This window comes from Zoogloea sp. (genome assembly GCF_028689785.1).
In the GTDB taxonomy this organism is placed as follows: Bacteria; Pseudomonadota; Gammaproteobacteria; order Burkholderiales; family Rhodocyclaceae; genus Zoogloea.
In genome coordinates, this window is the sequence record NZ_JAQVCN010000076.1 from 1 (window position 1) to 20194 (window position 20194).

The 20194-nt window shown below is 67.0% G+C and carries 22 protein-coding genes, 1 tRNA gene and 1 riboswitch; of the genes, 3 read left to right on the forward strand and 20 right to left on the reverse strand.

All coding sequences use genetic code 11. The annotated features are described in order from the left end of the window. Together PHI64_RS20995 and PHI64_RS21000 are read left to right on the forward strand one after the other, a co-directional pair. Window positions 1–191 (forward strand): hypothetical protein (locus PHI64_RS20995; protein ID WP_299887483.1); only part of this gene is annotated, 191 nt, incomplete at its 5' end. Window positions 192–304: 113 nt separating this feature from the next. Next, complete coding sequence (locus PHI64_RS21000) at window positions 305–1744, forward strand: helicase-related protein (protein WP_299887486.1); 1440 nt, start codon at window positions 305–307, stop codon at window positions 1742–1744. 23 nt (window positions 1745–1767) lie between these two features. On the opposite strand, the gene PHI64_RS23665 is transcribed toward PHI64_RS21000, so the two are convergent. From PHI64_RS23665 to PHI64_RS21010, 3 genes are read right to left on the reverse strand one after another with little or no spacing between them, the layout of a single operon-like run. Beyond that, a complete protein-coding gene (locus PHI64_RS23665) occupies window positions 1768–2019 on the reverse strand; it encodes an integrase core domain-containing protein (RefSeq protein WP_366945243.1) in 252 nt (83 codons plus the stop codon). Window positions 2020–2034: 15 nt separating this feature from the next. Beyond that, on the reverse strand, window positions 2035–2328 hold the full coding sequence (locus PHI64_RS21005; protein WP_299887489.1) for a DDE-type integrase/transposase/recombinase: 294 nt from the start codon (window positions 2326–2328) through the stop codon (window positions 2035–2037). Further along, complete coding sequence (locus tag PHI64_RS21010; RefSeq protein ID WP_299887492.1) at window positions 2319–3149, reverse strand: helix-turn-helix transcriptional regulator; 831 nt, start codon at window positions 3147–3149, stop codon at window positions 2319–2321. Before PHI64_RS21010 ends, PHI64_RS21005 begins: the two co-directional genes overlap by 10 nt. Window positions 3150–3244: 95 nt before the next feature. Here PHI64_RS21010 and PHI64_RS21015 point away from each other — a divergent pair, with 95 nt between their 5' ends. After that, the gene (locus PHI64_RS21015) at window positions 3245–4408 is read left to right on the forward strand and encodes an MFS transporter (RefSeq protein ID WP_299887495.1); all 1164 of its coding nucleotides are present in this window, start codon (window positions 3245–3247) and stop codon (window positions 4406–4408) included. Window positions 4409–4464: 56 nt separating this feature from the next. Here the strand turns inward: PHI64_RS21015 and PHI64_RS21020 are convergent, their stop codons facing one another. The 17 genes from PHI64_RS21020 to PHI64_RS21095 all read right to left on the reverse strand — a co-directional run. Further along, window positions 4465–5685 carry an MFS transporter gene (locus PHI64_RS21020; protein ID WP_299887497.1) on the reverse strand — a complete coding sequence of 407 codons (1221 nt, stop codon included), beginning with the start codon at window positions 5683–5685 and terminating at the stop codon, window positions 4465–4467. A gap of 9 nt (window positions 5686–5694) precedes the next feature. Then, window positions 5695–6042 (reverse strand): DMT family protein, encoded by a 348-nt coding sequence (locus PHI64_RS21025; protein WP_299887500.1) that lies wholly within the window; start codon window positions 6040–6042, stop codon window positions 5695–5697. A 12-nt stretch (window positions 6043–6054) separates the two neighbouring features. Then, entirely contained in the window at window positions 6055–6726 is a 672-nt protein-coding gene (locus PHI64_RS21030) for a hypothetical protein (RefSeq protein ID WP_299887503.1), read from the reverse strand. A gap of 190 nt (window positions 6727–6916) precedes the next feature. Further along, window positions 6917–8248, reverse strand: a complete 1332-nt coding sequence (locus PHI64_RS21035) for a sigma-54 dependent transcriptional regulator (protein ID WP_299887506.1) — start codon at window positions 8246–8248, stop codon at window positions 6917–6919. Beyond that, window positions 8233–9606, reverse strand: coding sequence for an ATP-binding protein (locus PHI64_RS21040; protein WP_299887508.1), 1374 nt, complete (start codon window positions 9604–9606; stop codon window positions 8233–8235). The genes PHI64_RS21035 and PHI64_RS21040 overlap by 16 nt, the downstream gene beginning before the upstream one ends. 43 nt (window positions 9607–9649) lie before the next feature. Further along, window positions 9650–11167 (reverse strand): PepSY domain-containing protein, encoded by a 1518-nt coding sequence (locus PHI64_RS21045; protein WP_299887511.1) that lies wholly within the window; start codon window positions 11165–11167, stop codon window positions 9650–9652. A gap of 11 nt (window positions 11168–11178) precedes the next feature. Then, window positions 11179–13329, reverse strand: a complete 2151-nt coding sequence (locus PHI64_RS21050) for a TonB-dependent receptor (protein WP_299887514.1) — start codon at window positions 13327–13329, stop codon at window positions 11179–11181. A 124-nt stretch (window positions 13330–13453) separates the two neighbouring features. Continuing rightward, window positions 13454–13720: riboswitch (cobalamin riboswitch) on the reverse strand. Between the two features lie 96 nt (window positions 13721–13816). After that, window positions 13817–14929 (reverse strand): methyltransferase, encoded by a 1113-nt coding sequence (locus tag PHI64_RS21055; protein ID WP_299887517.1) that lies wholly within the window; start codon window positions 14927–14929, stop codon window positions 13817–13819. After that, window positions 14926–15558, reverse strand: a complete 633-nt coding sequence (locus PHI64_RS21060) for a TetR/AcrR family transcriptional regulator (protein WP_299887520.1) — start codon at window positions 15556–15558, stop codon at window positions 14926–14928. The genes PHI64_RS21055 and PHI64_RS21060 overlap by 4 nt, the downstream gene beginning before the upstream one ends. A 357-nt stretch (window positions 15559–15915) precedes the next feature. Beyond that, window positions 15916–16000 (reverse strand) — tRNA-Tyr (locus PHI64_RS21065). A 252-nt stretch (window positions 16001–16252) separates the two neighbouring features. Further along, on the reverse strand, window positions 16253–16813 hold the full coding sequence (locus PHI64_RS21070) for a recombinase family protein (protein ID WP_299887523.1): 561 nt from the start codon (window positions 16811–16813) through the stop codon (window positions 16253–16255). Window positions 16814–17326: 513 nt separating this feature from the next. Next, window positions 17327–17671, reverse strand: coding sequence for a hypothetical protein (locus PHI64_RS21075; RefSeq protein ID WP_299887526.1), 345 nt, complete (start codon window positions 17669–17671; stop codon window positions 17327–17329). Beyond that, window positions 17668–17955: a DUF6516 family protein gene (locus PHI64_RS21080; protein ID WP_299887529.1), complete on the reverse strand. Its 288-nt coding sequence runs from the start codon at window positions 17953–17955 to the stop codon at window positions 17668–17670. The genes PHI64_RS21075 and PHI64_RS21080 overlap by 4 nt, the downstream gene beginning before the upstream one ends. Before the next feature lie 231 nt (window positions 17956–18186). Beyond that, on the reverse strand, window positions 18187–18444 hold the full coding sequence (locus PHI64_RS21085) for a hypothetical protein (protein ID WP_299887532.1): 258 nt from the start codon (window positions 18442–18444) through the stop codon (window positions 18187–18189). Window positions 18445–18447: 3 nt separating this feature from the next. Continuing rightward, entirely contained in the window at window positions 18448–18810 is a 363-nt protein-coding gene (locus PHI64_RS21090; RefSeq protein WP_299887535.1) for a DUF3987 domain-containing protein, read from the reverse strand. A gap of 14 nt (window positions 18811–18824) precedes the next feature. Further along, complete coding sequence (locus PHI64_RS23670) at window positions 18825–19625, reverse strand: HNH endonuclease (RefSeq protein ID WP_366945242.1); 801 nt, start codon at window positions 19623–19625, stop codon at window positions 18825–18827. A gap of 168 nt (window positions 19626–19793) precedes the next feature. Beyond that, a partial coding sequence (locus PHI64_RS21095; RefSeq protein WP_299887537.1) for a hypothetical protein occupies window positions 19794–20194 on the reverse strand: 401 nt, incomplete at its 5' end.

Consider the following 20194-nt stretch of genomic DNA (forward strand, 5'->3'; position numbering starts at 1 on the left):
CCCCGGCCCATTTGATGGGCATCAAAACGGGATTGGGAAGCCAATTCCGGGAGGGAAGTCATGAGAAATCGAATAGCGAGGGGACCGGCTGGCGCGGCTTTTCGGCGTTTTGCATCGGCCTGCTAATGGTGGGGTCGCGATTTACGCGAGAACGAAGGCTTCTGCGGCAAAGATTATTCGCGACGCGGTGACGGAAACGTTCGCTCGCGAGGTTTCCCTCCCCGCGCCTGCCGAGAGCTGCGATGCGGGAGAGATACAGCGTTTCAAGTACTTGTTTGCAGAGAACTTCGGAGAAGAGTCCTACTTGACCAAGGGTGCCGCACTGGGTCTATTCGCTCATCACGGGAATACCCCTCACGGACTTCGGCTGGCCATCGAGCACGCTATGCGCGAAGGGCACATCCGACTCATCGTATGCACATCTACACTTGCGCAAGGTGTAAACCTACCTATTCGATATCTGCTGGTTACTACGCCGATGCAGGGGCGGGAGGCGATTAAGGCGCGGGACTTCCACAACCTTATGGGGCGGGCAGGAAGAGCTGGGATGTATGGGGAAGGCACGGTCGTCTTCACAGACCATCGGCTGTACGACGAGCGCGCCGAGGAGCCAAAACGGTGGCACTCGGCGTTGGAACTCTTGCGACCCGAAAGTGCAGAACCTACAGGCAGCACGCTGCTCGCATTGCTTGAGCCGATGCGGAATGACAGCGGCGGGCGAGTCATCGACAACCCTACGCCGGTGCAGATTGCTACGTTGCTCGTGGACGACCGCCAAGCGATTTACAGACGCATTGAGAACCTGCCAGAGCAGTCAATAAAGCTCGGATTCTCAACGGAAGGCCTTCGTCGGCAGCTGGATGTCAAGAAGGAAACCATCGAGGCCATCGAGAGCTTCCTCATGACCAGTCGAGGTGAGGCTGACTCAGAGACGTTCATAGCGACATCACGCACGTTGGCGCGGGAGACGCTCGCGTTCTCGCTCGCTACGTCTGCGCAACAGGAGCTCTTGGAGGGCGTGTTCGAAAGGGTTGCGCGACGCATCGAGAAAATTGTGCCGGATGCGGGGACCCAGGCCCGATACGGGCGCACACTCCTCGGCGTCGACGCGGCGCTGGCGATTGACCATTGGGTAGATGCAAACCTAGCGTCGCTAAGATTTGTCGATTCGGCTGATGTCCTGTTCGAGGAGCTTTGGCCGTTACTAACGGAGCTTTCAGCGGAGAAAAGACTCAAGGACACTGAACCCGCTGATGCGCTCCTCAATTTGGCTCGCGGATGGCTGGCCGGCAAACCGTTCAAGCAACTCTTGACAGATCTGGATGCTGTTGAGGCCGGCTACCCCTTCCGAAAGGGCCGGCAGCGCTTCGCTATCGATTCCGTCGTCGACCTGTGCGAGCAGACATTCGGCTTCCAGTTCGCACTCGTGCTCTCGGCAGTGAGGTCAGCGTTTGAGGCAGCGTCGCTCACCGAAGAGGAGGCCGCAGAGTTCGCGGGCTACACAGACTTACTGCAGAAGCGCCTGAAATATGGTTTGCCGTCGCAGGACGCCATTTCTTACTTCGAGGCGGGATTCTCCGAGCGAGTTGTCGCTCAGAAGGTGGCCGGCAAGGTGTTCCGGGGAGAGGCCAACTCTCTGTCGGAAGCGCGAGCACTCGTCAGGCAGTACGCTGATGAAGTAGGGGCCATGGTGAAGACTTTCCCTTCGTACTTCGAGTCGGTGTTTGAAGTCATCACAGCCTAACTCGCTACGGTGCCGTAACTGCACTAGGTGTGAAGAGTCAAGACGTTGTTTCCATCCCGCGGTAGGCGAGAGCTGGGGGTTTGGCAGCCGATCCCATGATGGGGTCGGTGCCAGTTGTAGAAGTGATTCCAGAGTGGCAGCGCAGCACGACGCTGATCGGAGTTGAGGTAGGCGCGTCCGTAGGCCCATTCCCGCAGGGCTGACTGGATGAATCGCTCGGCCTTGTCGTTGGTCTGGGGCCGATAGGCACGCGTAAATTTCTGGCGGATGCCCAGGGTGTTGCAGGCGACTCAGAAGGCGTGGGACCGGAATGCCGAGCCGTTGTCGGTGATCACGCGCTCGATGGTGATGCCCAGCCCGGCGAAGTACTGGGTGGCCGCCTGCACGAAGCTCACGGCGCTCTCCTTGCGTTCATCCGCATATATCCGGGTGAAGGCGATCCGGCTGTGGTCATCGATGGCCACGAACAGGAATTCCCAACCGATGTTGCGGCTGCTTTGGGTGCGGTCACCGGTGATCCAGTGGCCGGTCCGCTCGAAGCGGCCTTGAATCGCCCCGACCTTCGCGGAAACGCCTACTCGCACTCGCGGAAACCCGAACCACCAACCACACCCATCGCAGCCCCCGCCTCCCCCTTGATGTACTGGATCGGTGAAATGCCGAAGGCGCGCCGGAAGGCGGCCGAAAACGCACTCGGACTGTCGTAGCCGTGGCTCAGCGCCACGTCCAGCACCGAACGCCCCGCGGCCAGTGCCGGCAGGCTGAGCAGCAATCGGGCCTGGCGGCACCAGGCTCCCATGTTCAAGCCGGTTTCCTTCAGGAACTGGCGGGCCAGGGTTTTCTCGGTCAGGTGGGCCTGCCGTGCCCAGTCTGCCAGGCTTGCGTCGGCGGCCGGATGATCCAGGAAGGCCCGGCACAAGGACGCCAGACGGGGGGCCGTCGGCATCGGCAGATGCAGGCCCAGGGCTGGCGCCCTCTCGATCTCATCCGCGATGAGATTCATCAGCCTCTCCTCGCGCCCACCTTCGGGGTAGTCCAGGGGCAGTTCATCCACCGCCGTGACGATGAGCTGGCGCAGCAGGGGCGTCACTCCGATAACGCGGCATGCAGCAAGCTCGGGGCCCCGCAGGAACCCCGGCTCGATGAAGACCGTGCGTGTCGCCACTGGTCCGGCAGTCGCTTCGATCTCGTGCTCCACGCCGGCGGGCACCCACACCGCACGCCCCTGCGGCACCACCCAGCTGCCGCCCGGTGCGCGCACGATCATCACGCCCTGGATGGCATGCAACAGCTGCCCGCGCCGGTGCACGTGCGGTGCGACGCGGGCGCCGGCGGCCAGGTCCGACGCGAACACCGCCACGGGGCGCGGGGACGACTCGACTTTCAGCAGCGATTCCAGTTCCACATTGTCCATATCGCGACGACGACGGGTGTTTTCGGGGGAGAAGCCAGGCAGGGCGGGCGCCTAGGATAGCGCCTCCCCAACCCGGAGAAATACCCATGAATCGAAAACGCCTCGGGCTGCTGACCGGAACCCATTCGGTCAATGATCTCTACCAGGGCCTGATACCCGCCCTGCTCCCCTTCATGGTGCTGGAACGCGACTATAGCTATACCGCGGTGAGCGGCCTGATCCTGGCGGCCACCGGGCTGTCCAGCGTGGTTCAGCCGCTGTTTGGCCTTTACGCCGACAAGCACCCGCGCAACTGGCTGATCCCGGCCGGCTTCATGCTCGCCGCGCTGGGCGTCGCGCTGGCCGGCGTGGCGGAGAGCTACCTGTGGACCTGGCTGGCGATTGCCATCAGCGGGCTGGGCATTGCGGCCTATCACCCCCCTGCGACAACCGCCGCCCGGCTGGCTGGCGGCGCCTCCCAGAAAGCCATGAGCCTGTTCTCGGTGGGTGGAATGCTGGGTGCGGCGGCCGCACCGCTGGCAGCAACGGCGGTGATCGGCGGGTCATCCCTTTCGGCAACGCCGTGGCTGGCGCTCCCCGCTGCGGTGATGGCCCTGGTCTGGTGGTGGACCACCCGTCATGCCGACGCGGCGGAAGCCGCCCTCGCCCATGCCCGGCGCCGCGCCAGCACCCTTGCCACGAACGACTGGCCGGCCTTTCTGCGCTTGAGCGCCGTGATAGTGGGCTGGTCCATTCCCTACGTAACGGTGCTCTCCATGGTCGCCCTGTATACCAGCCGCGACCTGCAGGGCAGCAGCGCCCAGGGCGCCCTGGTCCTCACCTGCTTCACCGCCGCCAGTGCCATCGGGACCCTGGGCGGTGGTTTTCTGGCCGACCGGGTGGGGCGCATCGCCACAATCCGCATCGGCTACACCCTGGCGCTGCCCGCTCTGGCAGGCCTGGTCCTCGCCACCACGCCCCTCCCGGCCATGCTGTGCGCCGCCATGCTGGGTACGGCGATGTTCCTGCCCTTTGCCTCCCAGGTGACCCTGGCCCAGGACTACCTGCCGCGCAATCCGGCCACGGCGGCAGGCATCACCCTCGGGCTGGCCCTGTCCGTTGGCGGCATGCTCTCGCCCCTGCTCGGGATGCTGTCGGACAGCCATGGCCTCAGGACAACCCTGAGCGTTGTCCTTGGCGTCCTGACACTTGCCACGGCCCTGGCCTTTCAGCTGGGCAACCGGCGTATCGAGGAAGCGGCCCTGGCCTGACGAGGCAAGGCTCCCGCGCAACGGGGCAAGGAATGGAGCACGCCCTTGAGCTGCGCCTAGAACCGATGCGCGTTGATCGCCTGGAGCATGGCATATCGAAACACCAGCACCCCCAGCGCTGCGCAGCCCCCCAGCGTGGCAAAAGCCGCGGCGTAGCCGAAGTGCTGCGCGATCCAGCCGGCCAGGACGGGGCTCAGGGCGGCGCCAATGCCCTGGATGGCCATCACGGCCCCCAGGCCGGCGTTGATGTGGCCGCTGCCGCGCAGCATGTGCGCCACCAGGCCCGGCAATGCCACCCCCATCAGGCCGGCGCCGACGCCGTCGAGCACCTGCACCGGTATCAGCGCCCAGGGGGAAGCCCAGGCGGCGGCGATGGCGCCACGCAGGGGCAGCACGGCCAGCGCGACGGTGACGAGGGCCCGATAGCCGTGGCGCTCGGCATGCCGCCCGGCGAGCAGGGCGGCGGGGATCATCACCAGTTGTGCCACGACGATGGTGGACGCGGTAAAGGCGCTCGGGTCGGCCTGGCCACGGGCAACGACCGACTGGCCGAGCAGGGGCAGCATGGCGGCGTTGCCCAGGTGGAAGAGCATCATCGTCACCGCCAGCAGGCGCAGCTCCCGTGAGGCGGCCAGCACACGCCAGGCCGATGGCGGAGGTGAGGGATGGCCGGCGGCCGGACGGGCTTCCAGGCCACGGGCCACGTCATGGTCGATGTCGCGGGGGCGGATGCAGGCCAGGCACAGCAAGGCGCCGCAACCCATCAGCACCATGAGCACGAACACCGCAGGCGGCCCCCAGCGGTAGCCGGCCAGGCCGGCGAGGGCCGCGGCGGTGACGTTGCCCGCATGATTCCAGGCTTCGTTGCGGCCCAGTTGCCGGGGCAGGCCCTGGGGGCCGACGAGGCCCAGGGTGAGCCCCATGAGGGCCGGGCCGAAAAGCGCGCCCACCACGGCAGCCAGGATCTGGGTGGCCGCCGTGACGGCCGGCGTGGGCCACGCCCAGAGGGCGAGGTTGCCGGCAAGCAGCAGCAGCGTGGCGCCGGCCAGCAGCGCGCGCTTGCGGCGGGAGCCGTCCACCCAGGCACCCAGCGGCGTGGTGACGAGCATACCGGCAATGCCGGCGGCGCCCATCAGGTAGCCGATGTCGTCGGCCTGCCAGCCCTGCCCCATCAGGAACACGCCGAGAAACGGCCCCAGCCCGTCGCGGACATCAGCAATGAAGAAGCTGAGGCCACAGAGCCATCGCTGCGAAGAAGTGAGCGGGTTTGGCGTCATGGCGCGCCCTCAGTGCAGCGGGCCCTTGAAGACGAAGAACGCCCCCAGGGCGATGCAGCCGAAGCCCACCAGGTGGTTGAGGGTGAGCCGCTCGCCCAGATAGACCACCGAGAACACGGCAAACACGCAGAGGGTGATGACCTCCTGCATCGTCTTGAGCTCGGCGGCGCTGTACACCGCGTGGCCCAGGCGGTTGGCCGGCACCGCAAAGCAGTATTCGGCCAGGGCGATCAGCCAGCTCACCAGGATGACCAGCCACAGGGGCCGCCCCTCGAAGCGGAGGTGCCCATACCAAGCGAAGGTCATGAACACGTTGGAGATCGACAGCAGGACGACGGGCAGGAGTTGGGGAGACATGGCGGCGGCGGATCAGCGGGTACGGTCGTAGAGGGGCTGCAGCGCCGACAGGCTGGTGCCCAGGCTCACCGCTTCGAGGGAGGTGCCCATGGCGTTACGCGTCCCCAGGCCCGAGGCGGCAAACGGCGCGCCGGGCTGAACGGAGAGACGCAGGCTTTCGGGCGGAAAGCGCACGATGCTGCCATCGGACAGGATCACGCCGTTGGCCTCGCCCCGGGGGCCGGTGAGCACAGCGTCGACCCGGCCCTCGACCTGCTGCGGCTGCAGCTGCCGGGCGCGCAGATGGGGCGGCAGCGGCCGGCCCTCGCCCAGCGGTGGCGGCTGGTCATAGACCGTCTGGCCGCTGGCGGTGTTGACGATGGCGTCGGCGTGCACGGTGCCGCGCGCCTGCGGGCGGCCGATGACGCGCACGGCATCGCCCGGCTTGACTACGGCGGTGAGCGCGTCGGCCAGATGCGGCGGAAACTTCACCAGTGTGCCGTCCGCAAGCCGCAGGCCGTCCACCTCGCCATAGGGATTGATCAGCATGCGTTGGACCTGGCCTTGCACCACGGCCTGGTTGGCAAAGCCGTGAGCCAGGGGCCGTTCGCCCCACGGGGCATTCGGCGGCATATCAGGTGGTACAGCATGGGCAGCGCCAGCCATCAGGGTGGCGATCAGGGCTGAAAGGATGCGGCGGGTCATGGACTTCTCCTTGGAGGTGGGTGGAATACCCCAGGGAGAGCGCAAGCCCCGTGCCAAAATAACTTACATTAAAATCAATCACTTGAAACACAGCACCGCACGGGAGTGTCCGCGCGGGTGACGCCAGGCTGTAACAGGACCGGACACCTGGACGGTACGGATGCCCCCGGCAAAGGGCCGGGCCGGCGCGTCAGTCCAGCCCGTATTCGGCCAGCTTGCGGTAGAGCTGCTGCCGCGACAGCCCCAGGCGCCGCGCCGCCTCGGCGCGATTGCCGGCGGTGTCGGCCAGGGCGCGGCCGATCATGCTGCGTTCGAGCTTCGCCACCGCCTGCGCCAGCGTGCCGCTCCAGGCGATGTCCGGCACCGCGGGAGGCGCCGGCAGGCCGAGATGCTCGGGTTCCACCAGCGCCCCCTGGCACAGGATGGCCGCCCGTTCCATGGCGTTGCGCAGCTCGCGCACGTTGCCGGGCCAGGTGTGGGCCAGCAGGCGCTGCGCCGCGGCCGTGCTCAGCCGCCTGGGCGTGGCGCCCCCGCCCTGCCGCAGGAAGTGCTCGGCCAGCAGCAGCACGTCGCCGAGGCGTTCGCGCAGCGGCGGCAGCACCAGCGGCACCACCTGCAGGCGGTACCACAGGTCTTCACGAAAGCGCCCCTCGGCCACCGCCGTCGGCAGGTCGCGGTGGGTGGCGGCCACGATGCGGACGTCCACCGGCATCACGCGCGCGCCCCCCACCGGAGTGATCTCGCGCTCCTGGAGCACGCGCAGGATCTTGGCCTGCATGGGCAGCGACATGTCGCCGATCTCGTCGAGGAAGAGCGTGCCGCCGTCGGCCTCGCGGAAGCACCCGCTGCGGTCGGCCGTGGCGCCGGTGAAGGCCCCCTTCACGTGGCCGAACAGCTCGCTCTCCATCAGCTCGGGGGGAATGGCGGCGCAGTTGACCGCCACGAAGGGGCGCGCCGCGCGGGCGCTGGCCCGGTGCAGGGCGCGGGCCACCAGCTCCTTGCCGGTGCCGGTCTCGCCCAGCACCAGCACGGTGGCATCGCTGCCGGCGGCCAGGCCGATGCGCTTGAACACCTCGCGCATGGCCTCGCTGCCGCTCACCAGCTCGGCCTCGTCGGCGGGCTGAGCCGGGCCAGCGGCGTCGGCCGGCTGGCTGGCCAGGGCGCGCAGGCTCTGCAGCGCCCGCTCCAGGGTCTGCACCAGCTTTGCCCGCGCCACCGGTTTGGTGAGGTGGTCGAAGGCCCCCAGGCGCATGGCATCGATGGTGTTGCCGCCGCTGGCGTAAGCGGTCAGCATGATGCAGGGCACCGCCTTGATGGCCGGCGCGCGGCGCAGGAAGGCCAGGCCGTCCTCGCCGGGCATGCGCAGGTCGACGATGGCCAGGTCGACGGGCTCGCTGCGCAACCGGCGCAGGCCGGCTTCGGTGCTGCCGGCCTGCAGCGCCCTGAGCCCCAGGTCTTGCAGGGTCTCGGCGAGGCTGTCGCAGAAGGCGGGGTCGTCGTCGACGATCAGGATGTGGGCCATGGCAGCTCCAGTTCGATGCGCGCACCGCGCGGGCTCGGAGCGAGCCCGGCCCGGCCGCCGTGGGCCTGCACGATCTCGCGCACCAGGGCCAGGCCGAGGCCCGAGCCGCCTGTGCGCTCGGTGGCAAAAGCCTCGAACAGCGTCTCGCGCAACGCCGCCGGCACCCCGGCGCCGTCGTCGGCCACCCACAGCAGCAGCCCGCCGGCGCTGCGCCGGGCGCCCAGTTCGATGGCTCCGCCGGCGGGGGTGTGCGCCAGCGCGTTGAGCAGCAGATTGTCGAAGACGCGCGCCATCTGCACCGGATCGAAGCAGGCCGGCGGCGGGCTCCCGGTCTCGAGGGCCGGCTCGACCGCCACGCTGAGCACCACCCCGGCCGCCGACGCCGCTGCCAGATGCCGCTGCATCTGCTCGCCCAGAAACGTACGCAGATCGACCGGCTGGCGTTCGACGCGGAAGGGCTGGGTGAGCGCCAGCAGGCTCGAGACCAGCGCATCGAGCCGCCCGGTCTGCTCCAGCACCGCCTCCAGCGCGCCGGCCACCCGCGCCTCGCGCACCTCGGGGGGCGCGGCCAGGGCGTTCTCCACCTTCATCCGCATGGTGCCCAGCGGGTTGCGGATCTCGTGCGCCAGGCCGGCCGACACCCGGCCGAGAGTGGCCAGGCGCTCCGACTGCGCCAGCTGCTGCTGCAGGGATTCCGACTGGCGGCGCCAGCGCGCGAGCATGCGCCCCAGCCACGCCCCGGAGCTGACCACCATGCACAGCAGCAGGCTCACCGCGAGGATCAGGGGATTGACCACGTCGGCGCCGATCAAGGGCACCCGCATCAGCGTCCAGGCCGCCAGGCGCCGCGGCCGGGCATCCACCGGGCAGGCCGAGAACACCACCGCCTCGCGCAGGCCGGGCCGCACATCGCTGACCAGGCTCTCGCTGTCGAGGGCGCGCTGCGCGGTGGAGGCGATGCGTTCGAGCTCGGCGCTGGGCGGGTCACGCTTGATGCCGGTGCCGTCATAGGTGGGAAAGGCATAGGCCACCACCCCGGCGTCGGCGCGCCAGAAGCCCCCTTCGGTACCGGGCCGGTCGCGCAGCGCCAGGTCGAGTACGGCCTGGGAAGCAGACGATGGCGCGCCAAGGTCGGCCAGCGCCATGCGCTCCGCCCCCGCCCGCAGGGCCTCGCAGCTCACCGCCGCCTGGTGGGTGGCGCGGGCGATCTGCGGCCCCGCCCCCTGGCGGATCAAGACCAGCAGCAGCGCGGCGAGAACCAGCGACACGACGGCGATCGCCAGCCAGAGGATCAGCAGATCGCGCTTCAAAGATGCCTGCAGGGACAGGGGGGCTCTCCGGATTTGGACTGCGGGCACGATACACGATCGCGCGGAGCAAGCACCACCCGCGCGCAGTCGGTCAGCGCCGGACTGGATGCGGCGGAGGAACAACCTTCCTCCGCCGCCCAAGATGCCGCCAGCCGATCACCACGCCGCTCACCGATACCACCAGCCCCAGCAGGGACAGCACCCACATCACCCCATCCCAGGCCGGCCGGTAGTGGATCAGCCACGGAAAATCCAGGCTGTGGGCGGCGTTGAACAGCCAGCGCCGCAGCCGGGCATCCCGATTGCTGCTGGCCACGAGCCGGCCGTTGGCCGGGTCCACGTACAGCCAGCTGGCGGCGGCATCGTTCATCTCTACGCGCCAGACCGGCAGTTGCAGCGGCTGCCGGCGGTTGTACCAGTGGCGGTCCGGCTCCGTCAGCAGACTCATGCCCGCGAGCCCGGCGCCGGGTATCAGGCGCTGCGCTGCGGCGGCGGCGGCCTCGGGCGTCACCGCCGCCACGCGGCCGTCGGCGGCCAGCAGGCTCTGGCGTTCGCCCCGGGCATCGCGCAGGATCAGCATGGCCTGGCCGTCGAAGCGCCAGGCCTCGATCTCCCGCAGCTCCGCTACCCCTGCGGCGGCCTCCGGAGCCGGCCAGGGAAAGACGCCATTCGCCCCGGCTGCGTAAGCTGCCAACGCCGCCGGGGCAAAGCCCTGCCGGGCCAGCAGGCCGGCAGGGGTCATCGACAGCCAGCCGCTGGCGACCCAGCTCAGCACGAAAACCCCACCTGCGACACCGGCCAGGTGGTGCCAGGCCTTCCAGCCGCGATGGGGCGTCACCGCAGCGCCACGGTAGCGCCGCCGCAGGCGCAGCCGCCACCAGCCGACGATCAGCCCGCTGAGGGCGGCGGCGATGCCCAGCCCCGAGGTCCACAACACCGTCTGGCGCCACAGCATGGGCTGCTCGCGCAGCGCCGCGAAGGTGTAGTAATGCAGGATGGTGCCCAGCCAGCTCCAGCCGCGCTCGATGCGCGAGCTGTCGCGCACCACCTCGCCATTGCGCGCCGACACGTACAGCTCCAGCCCGGCCCCGCCCTCCACCGCAAAACGGTGCAGCGGCCGCAAGGCCTCGAAGGCATTGGCGTTGGGCATCGTCCACTGGTCGCGCTCACGGGTTTCCAGGTGACGCACCGGAGCGCCGCCCGCAAAGGCCCGGGCAATGGCCCCGGCACGGGCCACGTCCACGGCCTCGATCAGGCGCCCATCGGTGGCGGCGATGGTGAGCGGCCGGCCGGCCGCGTCACGGGTGCGCCACACCGGTTCGGCCCCGCCATCGGCTTTCACCAGCATCTCCAGCCACAGCCGGCTGCCCGGCCAGCCCGGCAGGCCCGCTGCGCGCCAGGCCTGGTCCGGCCCCAGGCGTGCCTGGGCGAGGTCGAGCTTCGGCAGGCCGGCCAGGCGCTCAATCTCGCCCAGCGCCGGAAAGCGCACGTACATCATCACCAGCCCGCTGACGAACCACAGCACGAACAGCAGGCAGGCGCTGATGCCCAGCCAGCGGTGGATCAGGTACAGGGCGCGCCGGCCGCGCAGGCTGAGGCGCTCAAGCATCGACCTCATGCTCAGAAGGTGAAGTAGGCCGCCACCTCCACACTACGCGGCCGGCCCAGCACCCACTGGTTGTTGCCGCTGTAGGTGGTCTGCGCGTAGTCGCGGTCGAACAGGTTGTAGCCGAACAGGCTCAGGCGCAGGTCGCGGCGCAGCTGCCACGACAGGGTGGCATCCACCACCGTGTAGGCATTCACCTTGGCAGCATTGCCGTTATCCACGTAACGCGGCCCCACATAGCGAGCCCCCAGCCCGGCCTGCCACTGCCGCATGAAGTCCCACTCCAGCCACAGGTTGGCGGCGCGCTCGGGCACCCCGGACGGCGTGCGCCCGGTGCGCGACACCACGGTCGAGCCCACCACCTCGTTGAAGTCGTCGTAGCGGGCGTTGAGCAGGGTGCCGTTGGCGTCGATACGCAGGCTGCGGGTTACGGCATAGGCCAGGGCCAGCTCCACCCCGCGGGAAGACTGGGCACCCACCTGCTGATACACGCTGGCGTTGTCGGCGTCACGCACCAGCAGCTTCTCCTTGCGGAGCCAGTAGGTGGCGAGGGACCACTCGCCCCGGCCACCGTCAAAGCGCTGCTTCACGCCCAGCTCGGCCTGCTTGCCGGTGGACATGTCGAACTGGCTCTGCTGCGCCGTGGTGTTGACCACCCCGGTCAGCGGATCGGCGGCGGTGGCGTACTGCCCGTACAGGGACAGCTCTGGCGTCACCGCAAACACCGCCCCCAGGCGCCCGCTGGCGTGGGTGAAGGTCTTTTCGAAGTCCGGGCCGGAGGCATTGCGCAGGCCAGTGCGATCCACCTCGATACGATCCCAGCGCAAGCCCCCTACCAGCGACCAGCGCGGCCCCAGCTTGAGCTTGTCCTCCATGAACAGCGAGAGCGTGCTGGTGTTGGTCTTGAACAGCTCGGCATTGGTCATCTTGGTGGGGAAGTTGCCCGGATCGAAGGCAAACGCATCCAGTGTCTCGGCCGCCGCACCATTGTTGCGGTCGCGGTGGTAACGCAGACGGTTCACGTCAAACCCCAGCACCAGCTCATTGGGAAGGCCCAGGAGGCTGCCCTTCCAGGTGGTGTCCAGGCGGTTGCCGACCTGCTCCAGCTCATAGCCGATCAGCAGGAAGCTGCTGCGCGTGATGCTGCCATTGGTGTTGTAGCGATAGCTCTCGGCATTGCGCCAGTCACGCCGGCTGTTGAGCCGGTAAAGCTGGTTGCGCACCACCACGCCCTCGGCCGCCTGCCATTCGAGATCCAGGCGTGTCCAGTTGTCGCGGAATTGCAGTCGGGCATCGGCCACGTTGTAGTTGGTCTCGCGCAGGCGGCTGTCCAGCTTTCCGTCGATCAGGGGCACCCCGAAATAACGCATGGGCTGCAGCTTGCCGTAATCATGGGAGAGGGTGAGGTTGAAGGCCGGCGACACATCCAGGCGCACGGCCGCCGCCGCGGCCAGGGAGTCGGACCCGCCGCGGTCCACATAGCCGTCGCTACGGTTGCGGCTTACATCGAAGCGGTAGGACCAGTGATCGTCCACCGCCCCGCCGCTGCCATAGGCCGTCCGCCAGGTGTCGTCAGAGCCATAGGCCACCCTCGCCTCGTGGGCGATCTCCCCGCGCTGGGGCTTCTTGGGCACAGTGTTGATCGCCCCACCGATCGCCCCCTCGCCGTAGAGCACCGACGCGGGCCCGCGCAGCACCTCCATGCGCTCGGCCATCCAGGGGTCGAAGGGAAAGCTCACCGTGCCGCCGGACACATACATCCGCGTGCCGTCGTACAGCCGCATCACCGAAGTGTTGCCCGCAAAGCCCCGCGCGGCCAGTGCGCCGCCGCCCGAGGTGCCGCTCTGGGTGATGCCCGGGGCCCGTGCTGCGGCCTCGATCAGGCTGACATCGCCGCGGGCGCGGATCGTCTCACCGGGCAGCACATCCACACTGGCCGGGGTTTCCAGCGGTGTCAGCCGCAGGCGTGAGCCGGTGGTGGCCGCCTGCTTCAAGCCCAGGCCACCCTCCTCCGGTGCGGACACCGTCACCGGCGCCAGAACCGTCTCCTCCTGGGCGGCATGGCTGGCGCCGGAGGCATGCAGCGCCGCCAGGAAACCGGCGGCAAGACCCGAAAGACGAAGGGGTGCACGCGAGCGGCGCGCGGCGCGATAGGAACTGCTCATCAGGAAAGCCCTCTGCTGGCAGCCGGACGTCCCCGCCGGCCGCATGAAATAAGCAGGAAGGGCAAACACGGGAGGCACGGAAACCCGACGGGCACAGTACCGCCCGGACGCCGCCCTCCCGCAGTGTCCGAGGTCGGTCGCAGGCCGGTATCCGGGCTCGCGGAGCGCCACCGGGTGGATACCCGATGGCCTGGGGTTTCGCCTTCCCACGCCGAGGGCGCAGTGGCTGCCGGCATCGTGCGATGCCGGCCTGAAACCGCCTGATCCGCTTACCGTTGCGGGGGCAGCACAGGCTTGGTCGCCGCATTCACGCGGCTGGACGCACCTGTTTCCCGTTTAATCCTGCCCCTCTCGAAACGAGGGGCAGAACACCTTGAGACGGAGCATTCGACCCCTGCGCACCGATGAGCGGCACACAGGGTGGGCGGATTCTACAGACGGCGGGGCGGGGGCGGAAGGCTTGGCGCATTCCATCAGGAGCCAGGCCTTAGCCCGCCCCCAGCACCAGGATGCTGCCCAGCGAACGCAGCCGCACGCACTCCTCCAGCGCCAGCCCCGCGGCCTGGAGCAGCGCTTTCCATTCGCTGAGGCTGCGTTCGCGCCCCCGGCAGCCGACGAACATCTGCATGTCGAAGGACGCGCCGGCCAGATCGGCGCCGGTTTCCGGCAGCACCATCTCCAGGATCGCGGCGCGGGCGCCGCTGCTGCCGATGGCGCTGCGGACCTGCCGCAGGGCGCGCACGCACTGCGCGTCATCAAAGCCGTGCAGCACCGCCGACAGCAGGTAAACATCCTGCGGCCCCGTGGCGGCAGGCAGCCCCTCGAACAGATCGCCCGCCTCGAAACGAAGCCGCTCCACGCCCTCCCCAGGCTGCCCGGCCCAGTACCGCCTCGCCTCGGCCACCACCTGCGGCCGATCGACCACCAGCGCAGTCATGGTCGGATGCCGCCTGAGGATGGCCAGCGCCTTGCTCCCCCGCGACCCGCCCACATCGATGACGTGCCTGAAGCGTCCCCAGTCCATGTCGGTGGCAAAGCCGTCACCGGCCAGCGCCTCAACGCTGTCCATGGCCTCCGAGAAGAGCTGGTCGAAATCCCCATGGCGGTCGAGATAGCCGAACAGATCATCCCCATGGCCCAGTTGAAAAGGCGGCGTGCCGCTGCGCACACCGGCCTCCAGCTGCTCGAACCAGGCGCGGCTCATGGGCTCGGAGTTATGCAGCAGGATCATCGCCCGCACGCACTGCGGGTCATGGCGGTCCAGGCAACGGGACAGCTTGTTGTTGCAGAACACCCTGGGCGCCGTCTCCTGGAACACCCCCATGGCTGCCAGAAAGCGCAGCAAGCGCCCGAGCCCATCCGCATCTACCCCCAACCGTTCCGCCAGCTCGGCCGCAGGCAGGCAATCGCCCCCCAGCAGCGTGGCCACATCCAGCCGCGCCGCCACAAACAGCGCCCGTGATTGCCAGTAAGCCGAGCCCATCTGCACCAGCCGGAAAGGCGCCGGCGTGAGTTTGTTGGGGATAGCCTGGAGCCAGGCACCGAACTTCATGGCCCGGGCAAAGCGCCCCACCGCGCCGGCATGCATCTGGAAGCTCATGCCGGTTCTCCCGTGGCGCCGGAAACGGCGGGCGCCAGCCCGGCCGCCAGCAGATGGCCATTGAAGGCAGCCAGCTGCCCCAGGAAATCCGCATCCATCGGGCGCTCCATCTGCCCCTCGAAGATGTCCTTGAGCAGCATGGGCGTCATCGCCAGACTCACGAAGCTCATGCGCAGGATGTCCGGATCAATCGCCGCCGCCACCTGCCCCTGGGCCTTCAGGTCCGCCACCTTGCGCGCACCACGGGTCCGCCCCCGCTCCAGCAACTGCTGGATGAAGCGCCGGCCCGGCCCATGGCGGAGCGCCAGCACCTTGAGGATCAGGCGGGGAAACTCCGGCCGCTCGGACATCGTCCTGTAGTACAGGCCCAGGAAGGCCTCGAAGCCCGTGGTGGACGCCAGCAGGGGCCCGTCCAGCACCTCCAGCAAGGGGCTCAAGGTCTCGCGGATCATCTCCTCGTACAGCCCCTCCTTGCTGCCGAAGTAGTAACGGATCATCGACACATTGGCCCCCGCACACTCGGCAATGCGCCGGGTGGTGACGTTGTGGTAATCGTCAGCGAGAAAGCAGTCCAGCGCCGCCTTTATCAGGCGGCTACGCAGGGTTGGTGCAGCGGTGTCCTTGTCCACGGTGGCCTCGGGTGGGGTTGAATGAGGACGAGGTTATCAGTGGGGTGGCGGGGGGATGTAGGGGTTTCGTCAATCAAGATTGGGACCCTGATTGAGGGCAACGGCTTCAAGACACGGTAGATCACCCGGTAAGGCTTGAAGAAGGTCTGGCCGTATTCCTTGACACCAAGGCTGACCAGCTCCTTCGGACAGCCACTACGCTCCGGGAACCTCGACGGGCTCTCCACAATGCCCACCATCTCATCCAACACAGGGTTGGCGCGGAGTCGGGCAAGGACGCCAACCACAGGCCTGTCCTTACCAGCGGCCACATCCTGCAGGACAGCCTTGGTTTCGTCGTTTTGGGTGATGAGAAGGTGGTGGAGGGGGAAGGATTCGAACCTTCGAAGGCAGTGCCGTCAGATTTACAGTCTGATCCCTTTGACCGCTCGGGAACCCCTCCACGGGGTGCTGCAGGATTTGCAGATTGAAAAGGCCAGCAGGCAGCTGGCCTTGGAGAAACCGTGGTGGCCGAATGAGGATCGAACTTTTCCAGCAACGCCTTGACTGACGCGGAGTTCGATTTTCGGCAAACCTTAACTACCCCCAGACATACCCCCGCTTTCTTGGGGTTACTTGCTTTTACTGTCTGGAGCGGCAGCGATAATAACAGCAATCGGCGGAAAACTGCCAGATAAGTAATATTTTTAGCGCCCTACCCCTTCGAGCAAGCCCGCTTGACGCTCGCCGCTGAAATCCCGAAGTGCTCCGCGGTTGCCTTGATGCTTGCGGCGTTCTCGGTACGCCAGGCCAAGACGGCCGCGTCATCAATCGCCTTTGTCCGCCCCAGATTCTTGCCTTCGGCCTTCGCCCGCTCCAGGCCGGCGAGCTGGCGGGCCTTGAGGTTTTCCCGCTCCAACTCCGCCACCGCGGCCAGCATGGTAAGCATGAGCTTGCCGGCCGGCGTCGCCAGGTCGAAGCCTTCCCGCATCGAAACCACCGACACGCCCTTCGTCTTCAGCGCCTCCACCGTGTTCAGAACGTCAATGGTGTTGCGCCCGAGTCGGTCGATTGCCGCAACGATCACGACGTCACCTTCGCGAACATAGGCAAGCAAGGCCGCCAGGGCGGGGCGCTGGGTTGCAGCTACCGCACCGGATACCCCGTCATCGGTGAACCACTTCCCCACCGCGTACCGGACTGAAATGGTGCGGCGCTGGTTCTCGCAGGTTTGGTCATCGGTCGAGACACGGGCATAGGCAACGGTGGAGGACATGGCAGGCTCTTTTCTGGCTCAAAATGTGCAGCTCAGATATTAATCTAGCTCAAAACTCAAAACAACGATTTTGAGCTATCCATTTTGGGCTCTTTTCGAATAGCTCAAAACCTATACCTTTTGAGCCATTGGCCAAAACGCGAAAATCGAGGGACAGCCGAAAAGAGCGCAGACGTATGCACGCGCGGGCCATCATCGACAGGGAGCACCACCGGTCGACCCCGCCTGCAGCGGAGTGCATTGAGCGGAGCCAGGCCACCCCGACCGCCAGGCCTTCGACCAGGTGCAGGCCATCCGGGCGCCCTAACCCTGGCCACCCTGGCGGCACGGCACCGGCAAGCCGCCCAGGACGCCCACCGCGACCCGCTCGTGCAGCGCAGGGCCAGCGGCAAGGAGACCGGCCAGGCGAAGGCCGAAGCTCCCGCAGGAGCGCCGGCAGCGGATCGGGATCGAAGCGGACAGAAAGCACAACGCCGGGGCGTGCCCGGCGTTGGTCTGGTAGCACGGCTTCGGCTACGCCGCCCGCTTCAAGTGCATGTCTACGTGAATGTCGTCAAAGGGGCACACCAGCCCGCCCCGTTCGGTGCGCTCGATCAGTCCCAGTTCCACCAATGATCCCGCATCCTCATGGACGCGCTTCACGTCCCGTTCCAGCCGGCGGGCCAGCTCCCTTACCGCCAGTTCCCCCGCCCCCTGCAGGGCGTGAAGCATGGCCCACCGCTTTTCGGTCAGACGCGAGAAGAACGCAGCTGGGGTTTCGAAGTTGAGGGTTTCGCCCTGGTAGCCATCGGCAGCGAAAGCGCCACGGCCAGCCGCACGCAGGGCCGCCCGCCAGTCGGGATTGATCGTGACTGTCAATGTCCGCTTTTCCATCGCTCTACCTCCTGAATGAAGTCATCAATCAGCCGATCCACATCCACAAACGTGTAGGGCTGCTCCTGGTCGCCGACGTGCTTGTGATCGCCCTTGCCCCGTTCGTTGTCGAAGCCGACTACCCGCCGGCCGGCTTCGAGATATACAAGCCGGTACTTGAAGCGGTGTTCTGATGGTGGCACCGGGTCGGGCACCCGCCACACCACCATTTCAACGCCGGAGCCATCCTCGGCTATATCCCGAAAGCGGGTTATCAGTTCGGCTTTCATGTTGGCAACTTTGCCAACAGCGCCCGCTGTTGTCAAGATTGCCAACGTTGCACGGGCTTTTGTCGAGGCGAGTGCAAGCGGAGCCGGCGCCCGCCGGCCTGGTGCGGACACTCGGGCCGGGCCGGGTGATCGCCCCGAAATCTCCCGGCGCCCCCCTACCCGGGCACCGACAAATTCGGGAAATGTTGGTTTTGTCGGTGCGGTCCGGGCGTGCATGGGCCGAAATTCCCCTCAGTGCCGCACCGGCACAGACTTGGGATTGACCACGTACAGGGTGCGGGGCTTTGTCCTGGAGGGCTCCTGCCACTCATCCATGTGGCCCAGTTCCACCAGCAGCCCGAGGCCATCCACCACGCGCCTGGGTTCGGTGATTCCCGACCATCCGGCGCGCTGAATGTCCCGCGTACCAAACCCCTCCCGCAGCAGATCCCTCTTCCTCACCCGCTCCAGTATCCGCCGGGCCGTATCCACCTCGCCCGACTGGGCCACCCCTTAACCGCGCCGTGCATGCGTCTGCAGATACACGCTCCAGTGCAGTGCCCGCAGGGTGGAGGCGAAGCCCACCGGGCCGTGGTGGCCGTCTGCCAGGTGGAAGGCCAGGGCCAGGGCCAGGGCGGGCACCAGCTTGCGGTACTTGGCCAGGTGGGATTCAAGGGCTGGGTACAGATCCCCCGTGCGCAGCTCCGCCTCAAAGCCGGTGCGCCATTCGGTGAAAGCCTCCAAGGCTTCCGGGTCGAAGCGCAGGAAGGAAGGGCCGTCCGGGGCCTCCTGCTCGGCCCCTCGCGCCTGCGGATCCAGGGCGTCCAGCTCCTCAAAGACCTGGAAGGCGGCATCCTTGCCTGTACCGGCCGACAAGGGTTTTGGTCCAGCTACATATGTCCATCAGGCTTTTGCATTTTCTGGAAAAACTCCCATTGCTTACGCAGTCTTGCCTCAGACGGCTGGTCGTGAGCAGGCTCCGGAGTCCGCATCGTGACTCCTTCGAGGTCGGCAAGCGCGGTATCACAGACTGATACCGTCGCATTGAGGTGCACCGTTCGTTCAGTCGGATGTACAGCCAGGAGTCCAAGATCCCAAAGAATGTGAATATCCGCTCGCAGCAGAATTCCGTTTGAAAGTTCGTTCGTATGCACCCCAAGGTATGGGGTGACATGAGCGGCTTCAAGCAGGGGCTGAATCCCACACCCTGTCAAAGCACACTTACCGCCATACGCTCGCAGGAGCGCGTGCCTGAATTTGGCTTGCCCTTGACGAGCGATGACAGACCGTACCGCACGCATTCTTGCGTCATTTTCGGAATCTGGAGGGGCGTCACAGCCCCCAGGCGTTTCCGAATCGCCTTCCGGCGACTCGTTCACCTCGGAGATCCACTTTCGCCTGTCCCGCGCGTACGTCAGTTCAACGGTTGCGTTCATCGGCCTTGGGTGCGTGGGCGGAACGACGACAACATCCCCCACCTCGTCCAAGTACTCCTCAGTCGTACGCGCCTTCAACATAGCTTGGTAGAAGACACTGCGCGGATCTGACGTGTCATTCGCCCGCCGAATGATCTGAGTAAGATTCTTGATTTGCATCGTCGTCACTGAAATTCCTCGGATAGCAACGGGGCCTGGCAACAGTAGCGCCCACCAACTCTCCCGGCTCACGCCCCGTCGGCGCCACGTTTTCATTGAACTTCTGAGCGACGGCGATCAACCAGGCTGCGATTTGCAATGGCATGCGCAGGGCGCTCGTTTTCCACGATACGCCCCTAACAGGTACTGACAAAACCGACAAAAGCCCCTTCTGTCAGTTTTGTCGGTGCCGTAAAGGGCGGGCATCCTGGAATTCAACCGGGCTCAATGGGTCGCAGCTGCAGCAGGTAACGACTTCGGATTCACGACAAACAGGCTCTTGACCCGGCCGCGGGTCGGTTCCTGCCACTCCTCCAGGTGGCCCAGATCCACCAGCAGCCCGAGGCCTTCCACCACGCGCTTGGGCTCAGTGAGCCCAGACCACCCCGCCCGCTGAATCTCCCGCGTGCCAAACCCGTCCCGCGCCAGATCCCCCTTCCTCACCCGCTCCAGTATCCGCCTGGCCGTATCTACCTCGCCCGACTGGGCCACCCCGTAACAGCGCCGGGCGTGCGTCTGCAGATACACGCTCCAATGCAGCGCCCGCAGGGTGGAGGCGAAGCCCACCGGGCCGTGGTGGCCGTCCGCCAGGTGGAAGGCCAGGGCCAGGGCAGGCACCAGCTTCC

Bases quoted from the DNA above. Each gene is read 5' to 3' on its own strand.
- PHI64_RS21025 (WP_299887500.1), bottom strand. From the start codon at position 6,042: ATGTCTCCCCAACTCCTGCCCGTCGTCCTGCTGTCGATCTCCAACGTG.
- PHI64_RS21050 (WP_299887514.1), bottom strand. From the start codon at position 13,329: ATGAGCAGTTCCTATCGCGCCGCGCGCCGCTCGCGTGCACCCCTTCGT.
- PHI64_RS21035 (WP_299887506.1), bottom strand. From the start codon at position 8,248: ATGGCCCACATCCTGATCGTCGACGACGACCCCGCCTTCTGCGACAGC.
- PHI64_RS23670 (WP_366945242.1), bottom strand. From the start codon at position 19,625: ATGAAAACGTGGCGCCGACGGGGCGTGAGCCGGGAGAGTTGGTGGGCG.
- PHI64_RS21070 (WP_299887523.1), bottom strand. From the start codon at position 16,813: ATGTCCTCCACCGTTGCCTATGCCCGTGTCTCGACCGATGACCAAACC.
- PHI64_RS21055 (WP_299887517.1), bottom strand. From the start codon at position 14,929: ATGAGCTTCCAGATGCATGCCGGCGCGGTGGGGCGCTTTGCCCGGGCC.
- PHI64_RS21030 (WP_299887503.1), bottom strand. From the start codon at position 6,726: ATGACCCGCCGCATCCTTTCAGCCCTGATCGCCACCCTGATGGCTGGC.
- PHI64_RS21080 (WP_299887529.1), bottom strand. From the start codon at position 17,955: ATGAAAGCCGAACTGATAACCCGCTTTCGGGATATAGCCGAGGATGGC.
- PHI64_RS21015 (WP_299887495.1), top strand. From the start codon at position 3,245: ATGAATCGAAAACGCCTCGGGCTGCTGACCGGAACCCATTCGGTCAAT.
- PHI64_RS21020 (WP_299887497.1), bottom strand. From the start codon at position 5,685: ATGACGCCAAACCCGCTCACTTCTTCGCAGCGATGGCTCTGTGGCCTC.
- PHI64_RS21045 (WP_299887511.1), bottom strand. From the start codon at position 11,167: ATGCTTGAGCGCCTCAGCCTGCGCGGCCGGCGCGCCCTGTACCTGATC.